The following is a 20,688-nucleotide window of genomic DNA, read 5'->3' as shown; positions in this document are numbered from 1 at the left end:
GCTGCTATATTTGCTTTTACAATACTTTCTTATTGATTTAAAATTAGACTCGCTTTCCGCAGAGACGAACGGTTGAGCTACTCCGAGCAAGCTCAAAGGATCTCAACTCGCCCTTGTTTCAGCATAAGTCTCGTCAATTTTTCATCAACTTCACATTTATTTATTCGTCATCAGTTTTATCCTTTAAAGGATGCTGACCTCTCCTCTTGACGGCACTTTTTCGACTTTTCGGACCGTCAAAAATCTCGTTTTATCCGCCGCTAACTAGAATTATTCTAATTATACTGTTTCCCGCAGAAAGCATCCTCCAACAGTATTTTCGAATTCTATTTACTAATAAAGAAAAATAGCATGTCTCAACAAAATAAATTTACTTTTAGCGGTATGCTTTTTGGATTCTAACATTCTTTTCTTTGTACTTTTCTAGTAATTCGTCACCTAAGTAACTATCTGTTATGTAAAAGTCAATTTCGTCTAAATCACAGATTTTCAAATACGAAACTGTCTCATATTTACTGGAGTCAGCCACTACAATTGTTTTTGCTGCACTCTCAATCATCGCATTGATCACTTCAAACTCACCTTGGCGAAAATCTGTTAATCCCTTTTCGATTGATATCGCGTTAATATTTAAAAAAGCGATATCAATATTGAATTGGTTAATTTCTTCAGAAATACTTCTTCCATAGAGGGAAAATTCTTCGTGATTTAATAGGCCTCCTGTTACAATAACCGTAAATTCTTTTTTTCCAGTAAAAACATTTGCTACGTTTAATGAATTCGTAATAATCGTTAACCTTTCAAAATTTAGAGCGAGCTCTTTTGCAACCTCTATGTTTGTCGTACCAGCATTTAAAGAAATTGCTTGATGTTCTTTGACATATTCCATTGCAGCTTTTGCAAGTTCACTCTTTCGGTCTTGAAATAATCTTTTTCTTTTCTCAAATGCCTGATTCGTCACAACCTCTTCTTTCAAAACCGCGCCACCATGAACTCTCGTAATTTTCCCTTGCTTCTCTAAAGTTTTTAAATCTCTGCGAACGGTATCAACAGAAACTTGTAACAGCGATTTTAAGTCATGAACAGAAGCATTGCCTTTCGTTTCTAACTCCATCAAAATCAGCTTCTGCCTTTCTGGTGTTAACATTAGAACCATCCTTCCCGATTATTCTGGGATTATATAGTTATTTCATGATTATGCTTCAGGGGAAATGAACGAAAAGTGATATTGCTTTCCTGAAAAAAATTGAAATGCTACGCTTTTTTTGTATTTTAACCATTCTCAGTCAATCTGCTAGTTGCTATTATAATATAAATGTTTTTATGATAATAGTTTGACCCTTTCTTTTTCGGGAATTATTTTGATTTATACTTTTGTGAATCCCTATCATAATTTATCCGCTGACAAACCTCCAAGCCTTCCCAGGAAAAGCCTCCTGTTAAGTACGGGTGAGTAAAGCTGTCGCGTATTCCCCCATATTTACCTTTAGATGAAACGACTGTGTATAAACAGAGTATAGTGATAAATTTTAAAAAGCAGCTAACTTATAGAAAATTGCCTTAAAAATAAAAAAAAAACATGCTCCTTTAAGGACATGGTGGAAATTTTTTTAGGACTATTACAGTCTGATTGTTTCAGCTACTTTGATTATTTTATGCAGCTCTGTTATATCCTTCCTAAGCTCGGAAAGGAGTTTAGACATATACTTTTGCTCGGCCATCTGCTTTTGTTCCATATCAATATAATGCTCACGAAGCTTGTGAAGCATATCACTGTTCAACCGGTTGTTTTTTAAGTGTATGCCATTATTCTCTTCGCTGTCCCTCTTTACAGTAGCTATATCACTTGCTAAGGAGTTTATTTCTTCCTTTTGCTCTTCTTGCAGATTTTCTATCTTTTCACCCAGGTTTTCGATTAACACTTTAAGAATTTCAGTTTCGTTTACCATGTTTACTTTAAATAAATCCTGCTCAGCCTTCAGACCCTCAAACTTCTTTTCAATAATAGCAAGTTGATTGCTGATTTTCTCCTGCTGCTTTTTTTGTATATCATGTAATTGGCCGTTCACCTGTTTTATTTCCTTAATTTGATTTTTATTCAGTACGTTTACCTGTTCGCTGATTCTCTCTATGTCCTCTGCTTGCGTTTCCTTGATGCTCGCTGTAAATTTAAATAAATCTTCTGTTTTCTCCCCAATTTGTACTGTAGAGTTTTTCAGACCCTCTAAATTCTCTAACAGCTTACTGTTTGCACTTTCCAGCCTGGAAATAGATTTTATGACTTTATTACTGTAAAAATACTGCTGATTGCTGCTTTCAATGTCCTTTCTTTTGAACAACCCTGGCATTGCCCTAAAAAAGATGTTTTTCATCGTATAACCCCATTACTCCAATTTTTTTTACTCTGTAACCCATCTTATATATATATGTAAATGTGACGTATAGAGTGATAATCACCCATAAAAGCCCAACACTTCCGCTGCATATATTATCTTATGATATCCCTGTTGCAATATTCTTTGCGCCCGCTTAAAATTTTTTTAGGTGATTTAATGTAATATCTTATATAAATAACATACGGTACGTGAAATAATCTATCTAGACAACAATCCCCCTCCAGGATAGCTTTCACACTGGCAAGGGGAAAAATCTAATTTCTATTATCTTGCTTTTTTTATACAAGTCCTATAGAGGCGAGCAGAATCGCCGCAGCTGTAGCAACGATTGGAATAGCCACTGCCACTACAAAAATATCTTTATAGCTCTCTTTATGGGATAGACCAGTGATCGTAAGCAGCGTCAGCACTGCCCCGTTATGAGGCAATGCATCCAGCCCGCCAGAAGAAAGTGATGCTATCCTGTGAAATGCCTCCGGATTGATCCCTGTATCGAGTGCAAGCTGGTAATACCGTGAGCCGAGAGCCTCAAGGGCTATTCCCATCCCGCCGGATGCTGAACCTGTGGCACCAGCAAGGATATTCACTGCTATTGCTTCGGAAATAAGCGGATTCCCCCGGATACCGAGCAGCAATTCTGTAAGCCTCTCAAAACCTGGCACTTCTCTCACAACTGTTCCAAAACCAACTGCAGCGCTTGTATTAATAATTGCAGTGACTGATCCAATTGCACCAGCATTAATTGCCTTAACGAATCCTTTAAATTTCGTAATATTAAGGAACAGAATTAAAATAATACCGGAAATAAGAGCTACAACAATATCCCAGTTAAGAATGTTCAATGTCACAAGCACTGTAATTAAAGGGAGTAAAGAAAGAATAAATGATGGCGGTTCTCCCTCAAAAGCAGCAATCTTTGTGTCTTTTGGCTCTGTGAATACCTCTCCTTTTTCACTTAGCTTATTTTCACGCCAGCGAAGATATAAATAACCACCACCACCCATAATAAGTGCTGCAGAAATACCCAATACTGGTGCAGCTGTAGCAGAAGTTTCAAAATATGGTATAGGGATGAGGTTCTGAATTTGCGGTGTTCCTGGAATCGCTGTCATTGTAAAAGTAAACGCCCCAAGAGCAACAGAAGCCGGCATCAGTCTTCTTGAAATATTCGCTTCTCTGAACAATGAAAGAGCAAGAGGATAAACAGCAAAAACGACTACAAATAAACTTACTCCCCCATAAGTTAATACTGCACACGAAACTATAACCCCGAGAATTGCCCTCTTTGTACCTATTAATTTTGTGAGAGCAACAGCAACAGATTTTGCCATTCCTGTATCTTCCATTAGCTTACCGAAGATGGCACCGAGCATAAATACTGGAAACCAGTTTCTCGCAAAATCTACAAAACCGCTCATATATGTATCTGTATAAGCATCCAGCAGATCCAGACCTCCAGTAAGCGCTACTACCCCTGCTGCTATTGGAGCCACCCATATAATCGACCAGCCTAAATAAGCCAGTGCAATTAACACAACTAGTCCAAGTAATATACCAAACATTTAGGGCCTCCTTTTTAATCGTTTATTTAGCCAGTTCTGAATCACTGTGCTGTATACCCTCCATCCAGAACTGCAGCCTGTCCTGTAACTCCATTTGCTTTATCGCTGGCAAGAAACATTGCATAATCAGCAATTTCCTGAACTTCCAAAAGGCGTTTCTGCGGGACTAAAGGATATATCACATCTTCAATCACTTTATCCAGAGAAACATTTCTTGTAGCTGCTAAATCTTTTAGTTGATTGCGTACAAGGGGGGTGTCCACATAACCTGGACAAATGGCGTTCACTGTAATACCATGCTCCGCACCTTCCAATGCCGCTACCTTCGTCAAACCTATTACTCCATGCTTTGAACTGTTATATGCAGCCTTTCCGGCAAAACCAATCAATCCGTTGATAGAGGCCATATTCAGAATGCGGCCGTCCCCCTGTTTTTTCATGATAGGAAAAACATACTTTGTTGCAACAAACGGTGCAACGAGCATAACTTTTACTAAGAATTCAAACCTTTCTGTAGGAAAATCTTCAATACTAGCAACATGCTGAAGGCCAGCATTATTTATAAGAACATCAAGACGCCCGAAGCGGCCTACTGTCATGTTGACTGCTTGTTCAATTTCTACTTCCTTCGTTACATCACATTTTACTCCGAAACATGTAAATCCTTCTTCAGTCATTGCTGCAGCTGTCTCTTTGACTTTAGCTTCATTAATATCTGTAAAAACTACCTTAGCTCCGTTCCTAGCAAACTCAGAACCTATTTCGTAGCCGATACCGCTGGCTGCACCAGTAATAAAAACAACTTTATCCTTTACCATGCTGCTCCCTCCATTTACTTTATGAATTTCTTTTTTTTATTAAGTTTGATGAGATGGCATTCTCCCCTTAGTTGCATGTAATTTACCAAATACATTTAATTAAAATGCCTCAGTTCTTAACTCAGAGCTGACTATTAACTCAGCTTCTGTAGACTCAATGACATCTTCCTTAGTAAAACCTTTAGCTGTTTCTTTAAGGACAAGGCCGTTCTCTGTTACATCAATTACTGCGCGATCTGTTATAACCCTGTTTACCACCCCTTTCCCTGTCAGCGGCAGGCTGCACACCTTTACTATTTTCGGTTCTCCATGCTTGTTCACATGATCCATAATGACTACTATTTTCTGGGCACCATGCACAAGGTCCATGGCTCCTCCCATACCTTTAATCATTTTTCCAGGGATCATCCAGTTAGACAGATTTCCTTCCTCCGATACTTCCATACCTCCGAGAATCGCCAGATTAATATGGCCTCCTCTGATCATAGCGAACGATTCAGCACTGCTGAAATAAGAGGCGCCAACAGCCGCGGTTACTGTTTCTTTTCCAGCATTAATTAAATCAGGGTCTACTTCTTCTTCAGCTGGATACTTTCCAATACCAAGAAGGCCATTTTCTGACTGAAGTACAACTTGTTTATGATCCTGGATAAAATTTGCTACCATTGTTGGCATTCCTATTCCTAAATTCACATAGAAACCGCTTTCAATTTCCTGTTCAGCTCTTTTGGCAATCCGCTCTCTGACTGCCGCTTTGTCCACCTTTTCTGCCATTTTACTATTCCTCCTGTCTGTTTAATTTCTCGTAGTCTTTCTCTCAATTCTTTTTTCCTGCTCCCCTTCGATCAGACCTGTAACATAAATCCCAGGTGTATGTATTTGTTCCGGATGAAGTGCTTCCTTTTCAATATTTTCAACTTCTGCTATTGTCACTTTTCCTGCGGCCGCAATCATTGGATTAAAGTTCTGTGCTGTTTTTCTGTAAATAAGATTACCGTATTTATCAGCCTTGGCTGCCCTTACAAAACTGAAGTCTGCTTTTAAAGCTGTCTGCAGCAAATACTCTTTTCTGTCAAAATTTCTTACTTCCTCCCCTTCCGCTAGAGGTGTACCAGTCCCTGCCGGAGTATAGAATGCCGGAATACCAGCTCCCCCTGCACGAATCCTTTCAGCAAGTGTCCCCTGGGGAATAAGCTCTACTTCCAGTTCACCAGATAATACCTGCCGTTCAAACTCCTTGTTCTCTCCTACATACGAGCCTACCATTTTCTTAATCTGCTTATCTTTCAGCAATAATCCGAGCCCCCAGTCATCAACACCGCAGTTATTTGAAATAACTGTTAAATCCTTTACTCCGGATTCTACGAGAGCTTTTATTAGATTTTCTGGAATTCCGACCAATCCAAAGCCGCCTACCATAATCGTTGCCCCGTCGTGGATTTCTTTTACTGCTTCCTGAGACGATGAATAAATTGGTTTCATATTTGTCCCTCCTCTGTCTGTTATTAATGCAAGTACTATGCCAATCGTGAAAATCTCTTTTATTACCTGATTTTAATATGGTTTAGATAACTAAGACCTTTATTTTTTTCCGTATATTCGGAAAATTACAACCGCATTAACCGAGTACACTAATGAAAACCCTTACATAAAACCAAAGAAAAATTCCGCATTTCCGGAATAATATCCGGAAATGCGGAATTCTTACAGGCCGTATTTTTTTAATTTATCATAAAAACTTGTTTTGCCAAGTCCAAGCAATTTTGCTGCTTCCAACTTATTGCCGGCTGCTTTTATAAGTGCAGATTCAATTGCCTGCTGTTCTGTTCTTTCAAGTATTACTTTTAAACTGCATGTGTCGCCATGAAGATCTTTATCATTTCTTAACTGCATTGGCAGATCTTCCATTCTGATTATTTCAGAGTTGGTTAAATGAACCGACGATTCAATCACATTTTCAAGTTCCCTTATATTTCCCGGCCATGAATACTGCATAAAACTGTCCATAACTACCTTGTCAAAATCTATTACTCTTTTACCGGTCCTGACCGTAACTTTATGCAATATATATTTTGCCAGCAGCCTAATATCTTCCTTTCTTTCTTTCAAGGAAGGAAGATAGAGCTGAATAACATTTATCCGGTAAAATAAATCTTCACGGAATTTTTGGTCTTCAATAAGTTTTTCTAAAGGTTGGTTTGTTGCTGCAATTATTCTCACATCAACTTCCTCTGGCTTGACAGCCCCTACAGCCTCTATTTCCCTTTCCTGAATAGCTCTTAATATCTTTACCTGGGCACCTAAAGGCATATCTCCGATCTCATCAAGAAAAATGGTTCCTCCTTCAGCAAGCTGGAACTTTCCTTTTTTGCCCCCTTTTCTGGCTCCAGTAAATGCTCCTTCCTCGTATCCGAAGAGTTCCGATTCAATCAAGTGTTCAGGAATTGCAGCACAGTTTACCCTCACAAACGGTTTACTGCTTCTCTCGCTTAACTGATGAATACTATGTGCAGCCAGTTCTTTGCCTGTTCCGCTATCTCCCCTGATGAGGACGGATACATCACTTGATGCAATTTTCTTTATGTTCTTTTTTAAGTCTGTTATTTTATAAGAGCTTCCTACAATATCATTAAGGGAATATTTTGCACCATGCTGCTTATCAGCCTGTTTCCGGTAGTATTCTAGCTCACTCAGCAGGCTTTTTATGTGGCTGTTCATCTTTTGCCATTCCTTCGTATCCCGAAAGATAACCATACCAACGGCACTGACAATTCTGTCTTCTGAAAAAACAGGTATTCTGTTTGCAACCATATAGTTGCCCCGGATATACTGCAGGTCGGCTATTTCTTCTTTACCTGTTTCTGCTACAATGTGCATTCTCGTATTTTCTATCACTTCAGTCACATGCTTACCTATAGCATCTTCCTGCTCAATATCTAGGAAATTGCAGTAGTTTTTGTTCAGAAACGTTATATATCCACCAGCATCCACTACAACAAAACAATAATATGTATGCTCCATCACAGTTTCAAAAATTTCATTTTTGTATTCCTTTAATTTTAGCATCTTTCCACCTCCATCCGGGTATAGCTGATATGTTACTTATTATACTATATTGAAAGCGGTTCATTTAAAGGGGTATTACGAATAGCTTTTCTATTGAAACGCAGACACACCTTTTGAGGCAAGGTTCGTAATCAACTCAGCCATCTCCTTTGGTGATTCTTTTAATCCATTTTTCAACCAATGCTGGACGACAAGTATACTTCCATTAGCTACATATAGGCTTAAATACTCTGAGTTATATGGGGTATTTTTCGGATCAATCTCTAAAGATTTAATAATATGAGTATGGACTAACATCATAACTTTCTTTTGAAAGGTTGGGTTCCCATGTTCACTGAATAAGGTTTGGGAGCTTTCTTGGTTTTTCAAAAGGTACTCTAACAGCTTCTCTGTCATTTGAATGGCTTCTTCATTTTTCGTGTAGTTATAAGCAGACAATGTTTGATTCAGGTCTTCGATAATGTCATCTTCAATTTGGTAAAGAAGGTCATATAAATCTTTATAATGCGAATAAAAGGTCGAACGATTAATATCTGCTAATTCACATACTTCTTTAATTGTAATACTTGAGAGAGGCTTTTCTTGCATACGCTGGATAAAGCTTTCTTTCAAAACTTTACGTGTATATTTTTTTCGTCTGTCTAATTTTTCACTCATCAATATTCCTCCCAGTGTTACTCACCCAACAAATGTTTCTAATATGTTGATTATACAACTTATTTTAATAAACTGTTCGTTGATTATAAAACACAGTGTCATTATAATTAGTCATTAGTTGATATTCAAGAGGTGTATAGGTGATGTCAGACATTGCAGGCAAAATTATTAAGTATAAAAAATCAATTGTAATTGTTTTTACGTTGTTAACGCTGCTCAGTGCAGTTGCAATGATTTTTGTTTCAGTGAATTACAATATGAATGACTATATACCTGAAGATGCCCCATCCACAGTTGCCATTGACATTATGGAAGAAGAATTCGATCGCACTCTTTCAAACGCACAAGTGATGATTGAAGATGTGTCCGTACAGGAAGCACTTGTATATAAAGAGATGCTTGAAGAGATTGACGGAGTTTCGGACGTGGTCTGGCTCGACGAGGTTATAGATTTAAAGATTCCTTTAGAAATGGCAGAAAAGGATTTAGTCGAAACTTACTATAAAGATAACCATGCTTTGTTCTCTTTGACGGTTAGAGAAGGAGATGAAGTTATGGTTACGGATGCGATTTATGAACTGATTGGTGATGAAAATGCCCTGGCTGGAGAAGCTGTCGATACAGCCGTTTCTCAAAATATGGCGTTCACCGAAACGTTATACGCAGCTCTATTATTAGTTCCTATCATTATTATCATTCTCATTCTATCGACAACTTCATGGATCGAACCTTTATTTTTCCTTACAGCAATTGGCGTATCTGTCATGATCAATTTAGGGACGAATATCTTTATTGGAGAAATCTCCTTCGTCACACAATCAGTGAGTCCGATTTTACAACTAGCTGTTTCACTCGATTACGCTATTTTTTTATTGCATAGTTTTTCAGATTACCGTAAACAGACGGAAAACCCAGAAGAGGCGATGAAGCTAGCGATTCGAAATTCTTTCCCTGCTATAGCAGCCAGTGCTGCGACGACTTTCTTCGGCTTTATGGCACTGACATTTATGCAGTTTGAAATTGGAGCCGATTTAGGAATCAACCTTGTCAAAGGTATTTTATTAAGTTTTATTAGCGTGATGGTATTTTTACCAGCATTAACAGTATGGTTTTACAAATGGATCGATAAAACACAGCATAAACCGTTATTTCCACGATTCAAGACGATTGGAAAAAGTGTGATGAAAGTAAGAGCGCTTAGCTTACTCATCGTATTTCTGTTTATCGTTCCAAGTTACTTAGCCCAACAAGAAACAACATTCATATACGGAATCGGTGAACAGCCAGAGACATCTCGGATCGGAATTGATGAAACAGCGATTGATGAAGTATTTGGAAGCTCAACTCCGATTGTTCTGTTAGTTCCAAAAGGCGATGTCGCGAGAGAAGTAGAGCTTGAGCAAGATTTAGAGAGGTTAGATCACGTAACGAGTGTCATTTCCTATAACCAATCTGTCAGTCCTGCTATTCCGCCGGAGTATTTGGATGAATCGGATACCGAGCAATTCCATTCAGAAAACTATAGTCAAATCATTTTAAATACAGATACTGATTCTGAAGGTGATCTTGCCTTCAATGTCGTTGAAACCGTCCAAGATATCGCTGAATCGTATTATGGTGATGAAGTTCTCGCTTTAGGGGAGAGCGTGTCCTTGTACGATATGAAATCGATCGTCGCAAAAGATAATAGCGTTGTGAACATTCTAACTGTTATTGCAATTGCGACCGTATTACTCTTTACATTTAAATCGATTTCGATCCCAGTCATTCTATTGTTGACGATACAATCAGCTGTGTGGATAAACCTTGCTGTTCCATATTTTACAGAAACCCCTCTCGTTTTTGTTGGGTATTTAGTCGTTAGTACGGTTCAGCTTGCAGCAACCGTCGATTATGCGATTCTCTTTACAGAAGATTATCTAGGGAAACGGAAAAAGATGTCTGCTCGTCAAGCCATTGTGAAGACATTAAACGAAAAGACATTTTCGATCTCCATTTCCGCTGCAATCTTATCAAGTGTCGGCTTTATTTTATGGATGACTTCTACGAATCCGATCGTCTCATCGATTGGCTTGCTGATTGGAAGAGGTGCCTTACTCGCTTTTATTATGGTTCTCTTCTTCCTACCCGCTATGTTGTTACTATGCGACAAAGTGATTGGAAAAACTACGTTAAAATCTCATTTCTTCAAAGGGGGAAAGTCATCATGAAAAAGAAAATAACCATTGCATTTATCACTATGCTGCTCGTCTTTCCCTATCATAAAGGAATCGCTGATTCTGAAGATGAAAGTGATCGTAAAGCAGAAGAAAGTGAAACAGGGACAAATGAAGCTGGTGAAATTGATTCAAAAGCTGAAGTCGTTTACGGTAATTTAAGTGCAACTGGAGACCTGAACAGCATCTATGTCGTGAACATGTTAGATGTAACGAAACCAGGCTTGATTATTGATCATGGTGAATACACGTCAATAAAAAATTTAACGGATCTATCTGAAATCGAGGCAGTGAACGATTCGGTCCAGCTCCAAGCTTCACGAGGGTGGTTCTACTACCAAGGGAATATAGAGGGGGCTGAACTACCATGGGATGTTGACATTTCCTACATGCTCGATGGGGAAGAAATATCCCCGGATGACTTGCCAGGAAGTGAAGGGCGATTACATGTTACATTACAAACATCAGAAAATGAATCAGCTAACCGTGAATTCTATGAAAACTATACGTTGCAAATTTCACTGACGCTCGATACAGAGATCATTCGAAACATCCAAGCACCAGATGCAACGATTGCAAATGTCGGGAAAAAGAGACAATTATCTTTTACCGTTATGCCTGACCGCGACGGTGATATTAGCTTTTTAGCAGATGTCGTGGATTTCGAAATGGAAGGGATTGATATTTCTGCTATCCCATTGTCGATGGCACTTGAAGATCCTGAGTTAGACGAAATGACGAAGGAAATGCAGACTTTGAGTGATGCAATTGAAGAAATCAATGTTGGTGTGTCTGATCTAAATACAGGCGTTACCGAATTGAATGATGGTGTTCAAAGCTTAAACGATGGCTCGAATGAATATCATTCTGGGATGATCGAAATCAAAGATTCTTCCTCAGAAATCATTCACGCTTCAGAAGCGATTGATGATTCGCTAGCCGTGTTAAATGAGGAGATTAGCGGTTCGTCAGATGAGATGGACCTTAGCGATTTGGATCAATTACCAGAAGGATTGATATTATTAGCAGATGGCCTTGGAGAAGTCGCAGACGGATTGACCGTTTTAAATGAAAACTTTTCTGCAGCCTATTCCGCTCTAGACGATGCCATGAATGGTATTCCAGCCTCGTCTATCACTGAAGAAGATATGCAGCAATTATATTCAGCTGAGGTAGACGATGAAGTGATCGATCACTTAATTGAAGTCTATGTAGCAGCGCAAACGGCAAAAGGAACCTACGACAATATAAAAGAAGCGTTTGATGCTGTAGAAACCGCACTGAAAGAGTCTAGTGATGCTGTAAAAGACATGAGTGATGAATTAACGAATATTGCGAATGATCTCTCCACCTCGTTTGAAAACATGGAAGGATTAGACGCATTGAGCGAATTAGGAGAAGGTATCGCTATGCTTTCGGACAATTATGGCGAGTTTCATTCAGGACTAGTGTCTTATACAGACGGAGTTTCTCAGCTTGCTGACTCCTACGAGGAGATCGATTCAGGCATCAATGAAATTACCCAAGGTACATCTGAACTGGAAAGCGGTGTAAATGAGCTATCTGATGGAACTGACGAACTAGCTGATGAAACAAGTGATTTGCCTAATCAAATGCAAGATGAGGTCAATACGATGATAGACGAATACGACAAATCTGATTTTGAACCTGTATCCTTCGTGTCATCTGAAAACAGAAATATTGATTCTGTTCAATTTGTTCTAAAAACAGAAGCGATTGAAATGGATGAAGAAGATTCAGCACTTGAAGAGGAAGATGAAGATCCAAGTTTTTGGGAACGCTTAATGAATTTGTTTTCTTAATGTCAAAAATTATCATTTCATACAGAGTTCATTTTAAGAGAGGGTGTCTGATGACATCCTCTCTATTTCTTTAATATTTATTTGATTGAATTCGCAATCACTATCATCGTAGGATCATTCGTAAACAATATGAACAAAATGATTTTATTAAACAATATTTCATTTATTTCCACAATCTAGTCCCCACTTTTCTCTCATGTTACATTTTTGTCAGACTATTTTTTTCTGAAAATTCAAATACTACTAAAGTTAAAATGAAAGCGTTTTAATAATCGTTTTTATTAAAGAAAAGGAGATATGTTTTATGCTCAGTATTATCGGACTTGCGACAATTTTAACGATTGTCATCTTGCTCTTAAAAGGAAAAGTATCGCCAATTATTGGTCTTGTTCTCGTGCCAATTGTTGGTGCACTGATTGCTGGCTTTAGCATTACAGAGATTGGCAGCTTTTTTAATGAAGGAATTGATAGCGTTATCAATGTCGTGATTATGTTTATTTTTGCCATTCTCTTTTTTGGTGTGATGCAAGATTCCGGACTTTTTGATCCGCTTATTAACAAAATGATTGCGATTTCTAAAGGAAACGTTGTTGCGGTCGCAGTTGGAACCGTTATTATTGCTGCTATCGCTCACTTAGACGGCTCTGGAGCGTCTACGTTTCTCATTACGATTCCGGCACTATTACCATTGTATAAAAGGTTAAACATGAGTCCTTACTTGCTCCTTTTATTAGTAGGGACGAGTGCAAGTATTTTAAATATGCTTCCATGGGCTGGTCCACTCGGACGAACTGCTGCTGTACTTGGAATGGATCCAACTGAGCTTTGGAGGCCATTAATTCCATTACAAGTCATCGCACTCATCTTATTGATTGGAATGGCAGTCATTTTAGGGCTCCGTGAAAAACGACGTATATTAAATCGAAGTGAAGCCGAAAAAGCGGATATAGAAGTTGCTGTCACTCAGACTGAAACAGATGATTCGCTGCAGCAGAGCAAAGATCTTTCATTGGCACGTCCGAAACTGCTGTGGGTAAACTTACTGCTAACATTAGGAATGATCGGGATGTTAGTATGGGGGGTGATTCCTGCAGGTTTCGTCTTTATGATTGCGTTAAGTATTGCGTTAATCATTAATTATCCTAACGTTAATGATCAAATGGACCGGATCAAAGCGCACGCACCTAACGCCCTTTTAATGGCTAGTATTATTCTTGCTGCAGGGTCGTTCTTAGGAATATTAAGCGGAACTGAAATGCTAGATTCGATTGCAGTTGATATGATTACGATATTACCAGCTTTTATTGTTCCGTATTTACACTTGATTATCGGTGCATTCGGAGTACCTTTAGAATTGATTTTAAATACAGACGCCTATTACTTTGCATTACTGCCTGTCGCTGAACAAATCGTCACCAATTTCGGTGTTGATACATCCTCTGCTGCTTATGCAATGATCATAGGAAATATAATCGGGACGTTTGTTAGTCCATTTGCTCCAGCACTTTGGCTTGCTCTCGGATTAGCTGGATGTGAGATGGGTAAGCATATTCGCTATTCGTTATTTTGGGTATGGGGATTCAGTTTAGTATTAATGCTAGTTGCAGTCCTCATCGGCATTATTCAAATATAAAAAATAAAAGCCTGCTCATGAGTGTTTTTAGCTCAAGAGCAGGCTTTTGAAATTTTCTTCTTAGTAGCTCCTTATTTCGTTGGAACTTCTCTCCGTTTTGGCGCAACTTCTCTATGCTTTGACGCAACTTCTCTTTGCTTTGGCGCAACTTCTCTCCGTTTTGACGCAACTTCTCTCCGTTTTGACGCAACTTCTCTCCGTTTTGACGCAACTTCTCTCCGTTTTGACGCAACTTTTCTTCGCTTTTGGACTTCTGTCAAGAAAGTGGACACCTGATAAACGGGATTTAAATCTTCTAAATCCTACCGCACTGCGTTTGGTTAGACTTTCTAAAGGAATCAGGTAAATTTCCTACCTGATCCTTTAGAAAGCCTGCGAGATATTTATGAAACATTTTGAGATCCAAATAAATAGTAATTGCTCTCAAATTGACTAGGCGAAAAATAACCTAATGTAGAGTGCTTTCTATTTGTGTTGTAACGACTACTAATATAATAATTAATTGATTTTATTGCTTCTTCTCTGGTTTTAAAGCGCCGTCTATAAATATGTTCTTTTTTAATAGTTGCGTGAAATGATTCTATACACGCATTGTCATAAGGGTCCCCTTTGCGGCTCATGCTTAGCTTACAATCTTTCGATTGTAATAAATCTACATAGTCTTTTGAACAGTATTGAGAACCTCTATCTGAGTGATGTATGAGATTTTCAGATGGATTTCTATTTATAAAGGCCATATTTAAAGCTTTAATAGTTAGATCCTTTTTCATATGTTTGTCCATACTCCAACCAACTATTTTTCGAGAGAAAAGATCCATAATACTTGCCAGATAGACCCAACCTTCAAGTGTACGAACGTAAGTGATATCAGAAACCCAAACTCGATCTGGTTCTTCTACTTTGAAATCACGCTGTAATAAATCCGGGTACACTTTCAAATCATGATTTGAATCTGTTGTTGTCACAATATACTTTCCTTCTGGAGACGCTTTTAACCCGAGCTTTTTCATGTATCGTCCAACAGTTTTTTTAGAAATAGTATACCCCCATTCGACTAAGTCTTTGTGTACTCTGGGGCTACCGTAAGTTCCTTCACTTTCATGAAATGACTTACAGATTTTTTGTTTAATTTCTCTTTTTAATTTTTCCTTCTCAGACTCGAGCTGTTCTTGTAATTGACGCCACTTATAGTAACCGCTTTTTGAAACACCAAGGACCTTGCACATCTTCACAATAGAGAATTCTTTTCGGTGTGTATGAATAAAAGAAAACTTTACTCCTGGCCTTTGGTGAAGATGTGCATTGCCTTTTTTAATATTTCATTTTCCTCTTCCATATCACGCAACTTTTTTTCATAGTCACGTTTCAACTTCTTAAATTCAGAAGGAGTAATATATTCTTTTTCTTGCTTGGGACCATACTTCTTTTCTCTATAATTGGATATCCAACGAGACATCGTTGATGAAGGGATCTCTAGCTCGTATGATACCTCACTCATTTTACGTCCTTCATCAACCACCATCTTCGCCACGTACTCTTTATATTCTAGTGAGTATTGTTTTGACATGTGGACACGTCCTTTTAAATGGATTGTTTTAACAGTATGCCCATTTTTCCGTGTCCACTTTTTAGACTAACTTTACTTTGACGCAACAACTTAGTGCAAGGGAGCATTATCTTTGCTTACGTAATCACGTATCTACGCTCGGGTCTTCCGACATCGCCATAAGTTAATTCTACTTTTATTTGTTTCGTTGAAACTAAATATTCTAGATAGCGTCTCGCTGTCGATCGGCTTGCCCCTATTTGTCTTCCTACTTCGACAGCTGTAAAACCATCTTTTTCACTTTGTTGTACGACAGATACGACTCGTTCAAGTGTTAATGGCTCAATCCCTTTAGGGAGGTTTCCATCATCATCAACTTCTGAAGCAGGTATTCCTCTTACTCTATCAAGCTCTTCTTGTGTCATCTCCTGTTTATTACGAAATCGCTCCTGTTTTTCCACATAGCGTTCAAATGCTTGTTTAAGCCGGTTGAAATCTACTGGTTTTATTAAATAATCAAAAATTCCACCGCGAAATGTTTGTTCAATTGTTTCTACTTCTTGTGCAGCCGTTACCATGATAATATCAATATTGAAGTATTTTTTACGAATATCCCACATTAATTCCAATCCTTCTACATCAGGAATATAAACGTCCAGTAAAATAAGGTTCGGTAAAGGGCTTGCTTCTTCTAGAAAGGTAAGGGTATCTTTACCGGTATTCGTAATCCCCGCAACTTGAAAGCCGTCGACGTTCTCAACAAACTGTTTATTAATATTTGCTATGCGAAAATCATCCTCAACAATTAACACATTATATAGCATTTTCGTCATCGTGATCACCTTCTATTCGTTTTGCTTTTGGGATTGCTATAATAAAACAAGCACCACCTAAATCACTCGCTTCGAGGGTAATTTCTCCTCCTAATTGATCTAAAATTTGCTGTACGAGGCTTAAACCGATTCCTCTATGTGCCCCTTCTTTTGTCGTAAACCCATTCGTAAAAATGTTTACGACGTTTTCTTCAGGAATCCCTGGTCCGCTATCTTCAATTTCAAAAACGATTTCATGCCCTATATCTGTAAAAAAGATTGAAATTTGCTCGTCATTGTTTGATTTTTTAACGGCATCATAGGCATTTTCTAACAAATTCCCAAGGATCGTAACGATCCCTTCTCGTTGCATTTCGGTAAGTGTCGTTTTAAGTTCACTGTTCGAAAAAATCGTCATTTTAATCCCAAGTTCGTGAGCACGGTTTAACTTACCTAATAAAACGGCACTCACATATGTATCTTTCACACTATGAATGAAAAAGTGTATCCACTTTTGCTGCTTTTTACTTTCTTTATTTATAAATTCTATCGCTTCTTCTGTTTGATCTAGTTGTAAGAAACCTGAGACAGTATTCAATTTATTTGAAAATTCATGTGTTTGTGCCCTTAATGCTTCAGCGTATTGTTTCACTTTAGATAACTCTTCAGCAAGCATGTCGATTTCAGTTTGATTATAAAAAGTCGCAACTGCACCTATTAATTTATCATGATCATAAACAGGGACGTAGTTTACGATAAAGGACTGTTTATTGATTTGCAATTCTTGATTAAATTGGCTATTTCCTGTTTCGAGTACTTCTACTAGTTGAGTATGTGCGATTAACTCATTGATATGTTTACCGATAACGTTTCGATCATCTACATTTACAACATGACTCGCTGCATAGTTAACCATCGTAACGTACCCTTTACGATCGACTGCGATCATCGCTTCATGGATCGATTGTAAAATCGCTTCCCGCTCTTGGTAGAGGCGTCCAATTTCTTCAGGTTCAAGGCCGAAAATTGATTTTTTAACGTGAAGAGAAATAAAGGTTGCCCCTATCACGCCTATACAGACACAGATCATAATCCAATACCATGTATCGGTTACATACGTTCCGATTGTCATGTCGACATCATCGATTAAATACCCTACAGATACAAGTCCGATAATTTCTCCATCATTCGCGAAGATCGGTGTTTTTCCTCGAATGGAAGGTCCTAGTGAGCCTGTTGCTTCTGAAATATACGACTCCCCGTTTAACAAAGCGCGCTCATTATCATCTCCGACCATTGATTCACCAATTCGTTCTTCAAGCGGATGCGAATAACGAATTCCACCTGTATTTCCGACGACAATAAACTCCGCCTCTGTTTCGACACGGATTGATTCTACGATTGGCTGAATAACGTCTGATGGGTTTTCAGTATGAAAAGCATCTTTTATTTCCGGTATTTGTGATACCGATTGAGCGACATTAAGGGCACGCATCCCTATCTGCTCAGCTAATGTATCCGAATATTTAGCGTTCAAATACAACCCTAGAAAAACGAGCATGAATATGATCAAGGAGCAGATGAAGACAATCATTTTACTTAAGAGCGTAAATCGATAGGCTGGAAGCTTATTAAATCTACCCTTTTTCTTGTTAAACTGTGCCATTGTTCTCCCATCCCTACCATCAATTTGATTATATGTACTACTATACAACTTGACCGTAACGTTGAGCAATCCAAGGTTCGTTTTCATTTTATTTTCCTATTAAATACGAAAAAGTGCACGTTCATATGCATTTATACACATTTTTTCGTGCTGTCACAATATCCTTATCGCACAAAAACAGCAATCGAAAAGAAGTGAACAGACAACGATTCTGATATCATTCAAACTACTACCATTTAAACTAATTCAAGGAGGAAAAAAATGACGGTAAATATATCACCTTATTTAATGATGGATGGGAATGCTAACGAAGCGATTGAGTTTTATAAACAAGCTTTAGATGCTGAAGTTACCGCACACATTTTATATGGAGAAATGCCTAATCCCCCTTCAGAGGATTTAAAAAAACAAGTTGCCCATGCAAGATTAAAGGTGGAAGAAGCAGAGTTCATGCTCTCTGACAGCCCGAGCACTTCGCCTATTAAACAAGGAAATCAAGTTACGATTTACATTTCTACAAATGACATTGAAAAATCAAAACGTTATTTTGATGCACTCGTACAAGGAGGGAAACCAAAGATGCCATTTCAAAAAACGCCTTTTAGCTCTGGTTATGGTAGCTTAACCGACAAATTTGGCGTCACCTTTTTACTAGACACTGAAGAAGACAGCTAAATCATGCAGATCGAGTCGCTCAAAAAATTGAGCGACTTTTTATGTTTTAGGTCAAACTATATTTTTATTTTGAAAAAAGATCCACAAAATATTTCAAGAAAATCAGCTATCACATGAATATTCCTAGCTAAAACAAGAAACAGACGGTTTATTACCGCCTGCTCTGTTACTGAATCATCATTTATTTTAACGCATTGTGAGCATCAACTAAGCCATGTCCGAAATATTCATCATGACCATTTTTCCCTAGGTCATCAGCTGTTTGCTGTAAATGAGTAATGATTCTAGCTCTTGAAAAGTTAGGATTTTCTGCTTTAACAAGTCCCGCTGTTGCAGCAACTTTAGGGGCTGCCATGCTAGTACCCATAGCCCAGCCGTATGAACCTCTATCAACTGGAATTGTACTATATGCACGAGATTCGTTAACGAGTCTCATATTTTTACAGAATATACCACAAATTATACATTTTATAGTATTATATTAGTATGGTCGAACACGTTGTTTCCTAACGATACCCCACATCATCATTAACTACAAAAGGCTGAATAAAAAATGAAATTATGTACATATTCCCCACAGTTATTACAGTTTTTCTTTGCACTTCTCTTTCTGACTGTTATAAATTTCTTTTATTTAGGGCAACAGGATATTATTTATGATGGAATGTTTAATGTTAACTACCTTACTTTTTATGTACTCTTTTTTTTCTCTATCCACCTTATACTTATACATTGCAGAAAGAACTTAAATTCGTATCTACTCATCACCTTCCTTTGTATAGCTTATATTCTTTCGACCTTTCTAGCTTCAATTACAGGACAAAATATAATAATCGTTGTTTTGTTAATAATTATTTCGCTTGTTTTCATTCTCTTTTTTCTCATACTATTTTCAAGTAAAGGTAATCTAACGAAAATTAATGTCTTTACTAATGCAGGCTCATTTTTTTCCTATATAATAATCTACTATGCCTTGACATACTTGATTGTTTTCTTTCTTGATGAAATAGAAATATTATTAAATTCTATAAAGCTTATGACTTTTTATCTACTGGAACCAAATTTCATTGTGAATCATTTTTTATTATTAATGTCGTGCCTGCTGTTAAAATATTTAACGAAGCTCCGTCTTCTTGACATTTTGAAGAAAAGTGGCTTACTAAATAAAAGAAATTTTATAGAAGCGGCAATTATTTTCCTTCTTATTTTTAGTTTGTTACATATACAGATTTGGCTATTCACTTTTTCAAGCAATGAATCACTTGTATCCATTTTAAATTCTACTCAATTAACATTAAATGAGTGGCTCGGACTGTATATTGGACAAATATTTGGTACGGCACTACAAGAAGAGTTTATCTTTCGCTTTATTGTTTTTTGGTCATTTTTTCACCTAATTAAGACTAAGAATAATTATACTCGATTACTATGCTCGCTTATCACGACACAACTTTTATTTGGCTTGTTTCATATACCTATCATTGATTTTGATTATAGCTTAGCTTTCTTATTTACTATTTTTGTACCTTATCTGTTCATTGGGATGATTTTATCATTTCTATATTTATATACAAAAAATCTTTGGATACCGATTTTTATCCATGGGTTATATAACACTGATTTACCACTATTTATCCCGTCTAACTATGATCATTTAATACCTTATTTAAATTTTAGATACATTATTTTAGTTTTCACGTTATTTATAGTAACGGTACTTGTTACTTCTAGATCAAAGGAGATGTCAAAAGAATAATATAAAAAAGGCGGTTCGTATCGTTCCTATTTTATATAATAGGAGCGACAGAACCGCCAAAA

19 protein-coding genes are annotated in these 20,688 nt (G+C 37.6%); 5 read left to right on the top strand and 14 right to left on the bottom strand.

The features are described 5' to 3' along the window. Positions 1-376: 376 nt before the first annotated feature. The 8 genes from CD001_RS12405 to CD001_RS12370 form a co-directional block, all read right to left on the bottom strand. On the bottom strand, positions 377-1,147 hold the full coding sequence (locus CD001_RS12405) for a DeoR/GlpR family DNA-binding transcription regulator (protein ID WP_179298721.1): 771 nt from the start codon (positions 1,145-1,147) through the stop codon (positions 377-379). 472 nt (positions 1,148-1,619) lie between these two features. Further along, the gene (locus tag CD001_RS12400) at positions 1,620-2,372 is read right to left on the bottom strand and encodes a hypothetical protein (RefSeq protein WP_096188014.1); all 753 of its coding nucleotides are present in this window, start codon (positions 2,370-2,372) and stop codon (positions 1,620-1,622) included. Positions 2,373-2,674: 302 nt separating this feature from the next. Further along, positions 2,675-3,958, bottom strand: coding sequence for a GntP family permease (locus CD001_RS12395; RefSeq protein WP_096188013.1), 1,284 nt, complete (start codon positions 3,956-3,958; stop codon positions 2,675-2,677). A gap of 41 nt (positions 3,959-3,999) precedes the next feature. Then, a complete protein-coding gene (locus CD001_RS12390; RefSeq protein WP_096188012.1) occupies positions 4,000-4,776 on the bottom strand; it encodes a 3-hydroxybutyrate dehydrogenase in 777 nt (258 codons plus the stop codon). Between the two features lie 99 nt (positions 4,777-4,875). After that, complete coding sequence (locus CD001_RS12385; RefSeq protein ID WP_096188011.1) at positions 4,876-5,550, bottom strand: 3-oxoacid CoA-transferase subunit B; 675 nt, start codon at positions 5,548-5,550, stop codon at positions 4,876-4,878. Between the two features lie 21 nt (positions 5,551-5,571). After that, on the bottom strand, positions 5,572-6,258 hold the full coding sequence (locus CD001_RS12380) for a CoA transferase subunit A (protein WP_096188010.1): 687 nt from the start codon (positions 6,256-6,258) through the stop codon (positions 5,572-5,574). 222 nt (positions 6,259-6,480) lie between these two features. Next, positions 6,481-7,842 (bottom strand): sigma-54 interaction domain-containing protein, encoded by a 1,362-nt coding sequence (locus CD001_RS12375; RefSeq protein ID WP_096188009.1) that lies wholly within the window; start codon positions 7,840-7,842, stop codon positions 6,481-6,483. Between the two features lie 90 nt (positions 7,843-7,932). Next, positions 7,933-8,499 (bottom strand): TetR/AcrR family transcriptional regulator, encoded by a 567-nt coding sequence (locus CD001_RS12370; RefSeq protein WP_096188008.1) that lies wholly within the window; start codon positions 8,497-8,499, stop codon positions 7,933-7,935. Positions 8,500-8,642: 143 nt separating this feature from the next. On the opposite strand from CD001_RS12370, the gene CD001_RS12365 reads away from it, so the two are divergent. The 3 genes from CD001_RS12365 (at position 8,643) to CD001_RS12355 (ending at position 14,171) form a co-directional block, all read left to right on the top strand. Beyond that, the gene (locus tag CD001_RS12365) at positions 8,643-10,709 is read left to right on the top strand and encodes an efflux RND transporter permease subunit (RefSeq protein ID WP_096188007.1); all 2,067 of its coding nucleotides are present in this window, start codon (positions 8,643-8,645) and stop codon (positions 10,707-10,709) included. After that, complete coding sequence (locus CD001_RS12360; RefSeq protein WP_257009799.1) at positions 10,706-12,538, top strand: YhgE/Pip domain-containing protein; 1,833 nt, start codon at positions 10,706-10,708, stop codon at positions 12,536-12,538. Before CD001_RS12365 ends, CD001_RS12360 begins: the two co-directional genes overlap by 4 nt. 304 nt (positions 12,539-12,842) lie before the next feature. Further along, positions 12,843-14,171 carry a CitMHS family transporter gene (locus CD001_RS12355; protein WP_096188006.1) on the top strand — a complete coding sequence of 443 codons (1,329 nt, stop codon included), beginning with the start codon at positions 12,843-12,845 and terminating at the stop codon, positions 14,169-14,171. Here CD001_RS12355 and CD001_RS12350 read toward each other — a convergent pair. From CD001_RS12350 to CD001_RS12330, 5 genes are all read right to left on the bottom strand, one after another. After that, the gene (locus CD001_RS12350) at positions 14,158-14,403 is read right to left on the bottom strand and encodes a hypothetical protein (RefSeq protein ID WP_142303584.1); all 246 of its coding nucleotides are present in this window, start codon (positions 14,401-14,403) and stop codon (positions 14,158-14,160) included. The genes CD001_RS12355 and CD001_RS12350 overlap by 14 nt on opposite strands. Before the next feature lie 151 nt (positions 14,404-14,554). Continuing rightward, positions 14,555-15,433 carry an IS3 family transposase gene (locus tag CD001_RS12345; protein ID WP_257009972.1) on the bottom strand — a complete coding sequence of 293 codons (879 nt, stop codon included), beginning with the start codon at positions 15,431-15,433 and terminating at the stop codon, positions 14,555-14,557. An 11-nt stretch (positions 15,434-15,444) separates the two neighbouring features. Continuing rightward, entirely contained in the window at positions 15,445-15,738 is a 294-nt protein-coding gene (locus tag CD001_RS12340) for a transposase (RefSeq protein ID WP_096187235.1), read from the bottom strand. Positions 15,739-15,854: 116 nt separating this feature from the next. Then, complete coding sequence (locus CD001_RS12335) at positions 15,855-16,550, bottom strand: response regulator (RefSeq protein ID WP_096188004.1); 696 nt, start codon at positions 16,548-16,550, stop codon at positions 15,855-15,857. Beyond that, positions 16,531-18,195, bottom strand: coding sequence for an ATP-binding protein (locus CD001_RS12330; RefSeq protein WP_096190592.1), 1,665 nt, complete (start codon positions 18,193-18,195; stop codon positions 16,531-16,533). The genes CD001_RS12335 and CD001_RS12330 overlap by 20 nt, the downstream gene beginning before the upstream one ends. A 261-nt stretch (positions 18,196-18,456) precedes the next feature. On the opposite strand from CD001_RS12330, the gene CD001_RS12325 reads away from it, so the two are divergent. After that, positions 18,457-18,870, top strand: a complete 414-nt coding sequence (locus tag CD001_RS12325; protein WP_096188003.1) for a VOC family protein — start codon at positions 18,457-18,459, stop codon at positions 18,868-18,870. A 181-nt stretch (positions 18,871-19,051) separates the two neighbouring features. On the opposite strand, the gene CD001_RS12320 is transcribed toward CD001_RS12325, so the two are convergent. Beyond that, positions 19,052-19,225 (bottom strand): S8 family serine peptidase, encoded by a 174-nt coding sequence (locus CD001_RS12320; RefSeq protein WP_179298720.1) that lies wholly within the window; start codon positions 19,223-19,225, stop codon positions 19,052-19,054. A gap of 198 nt (positions 19,226-19,423) precedes the next feature. Between CD001_RS12320 and CD001_RS27315 the strand changes: the two genes are divergently transcribed. Then, positions 19,424-20,626, top strand: a complete 1,203-nt coding sequence (locus CD001_RS27315; protein WP_096188001.1) for a CPBP family intramembrane glutamic endopeptidase — start codon at positions 19,424-19,426, stop codon at positions 20,624-20,626. Positions 20,627-20,688: the final 62 nt, after the last annotated feature.

This window comes from Evansella halocellulosilytica (assembly GCF_002335745.1).
GTDB lineage: Bacteria > Bacillota > Bacilli > Bacillales > Salisediminibacteriaceae > Bacillus_CA > Bacillus_CA halocellulosilytica.
This window is presented reverse-complemented; position numbering and strand designations above follow the sequence as displayed.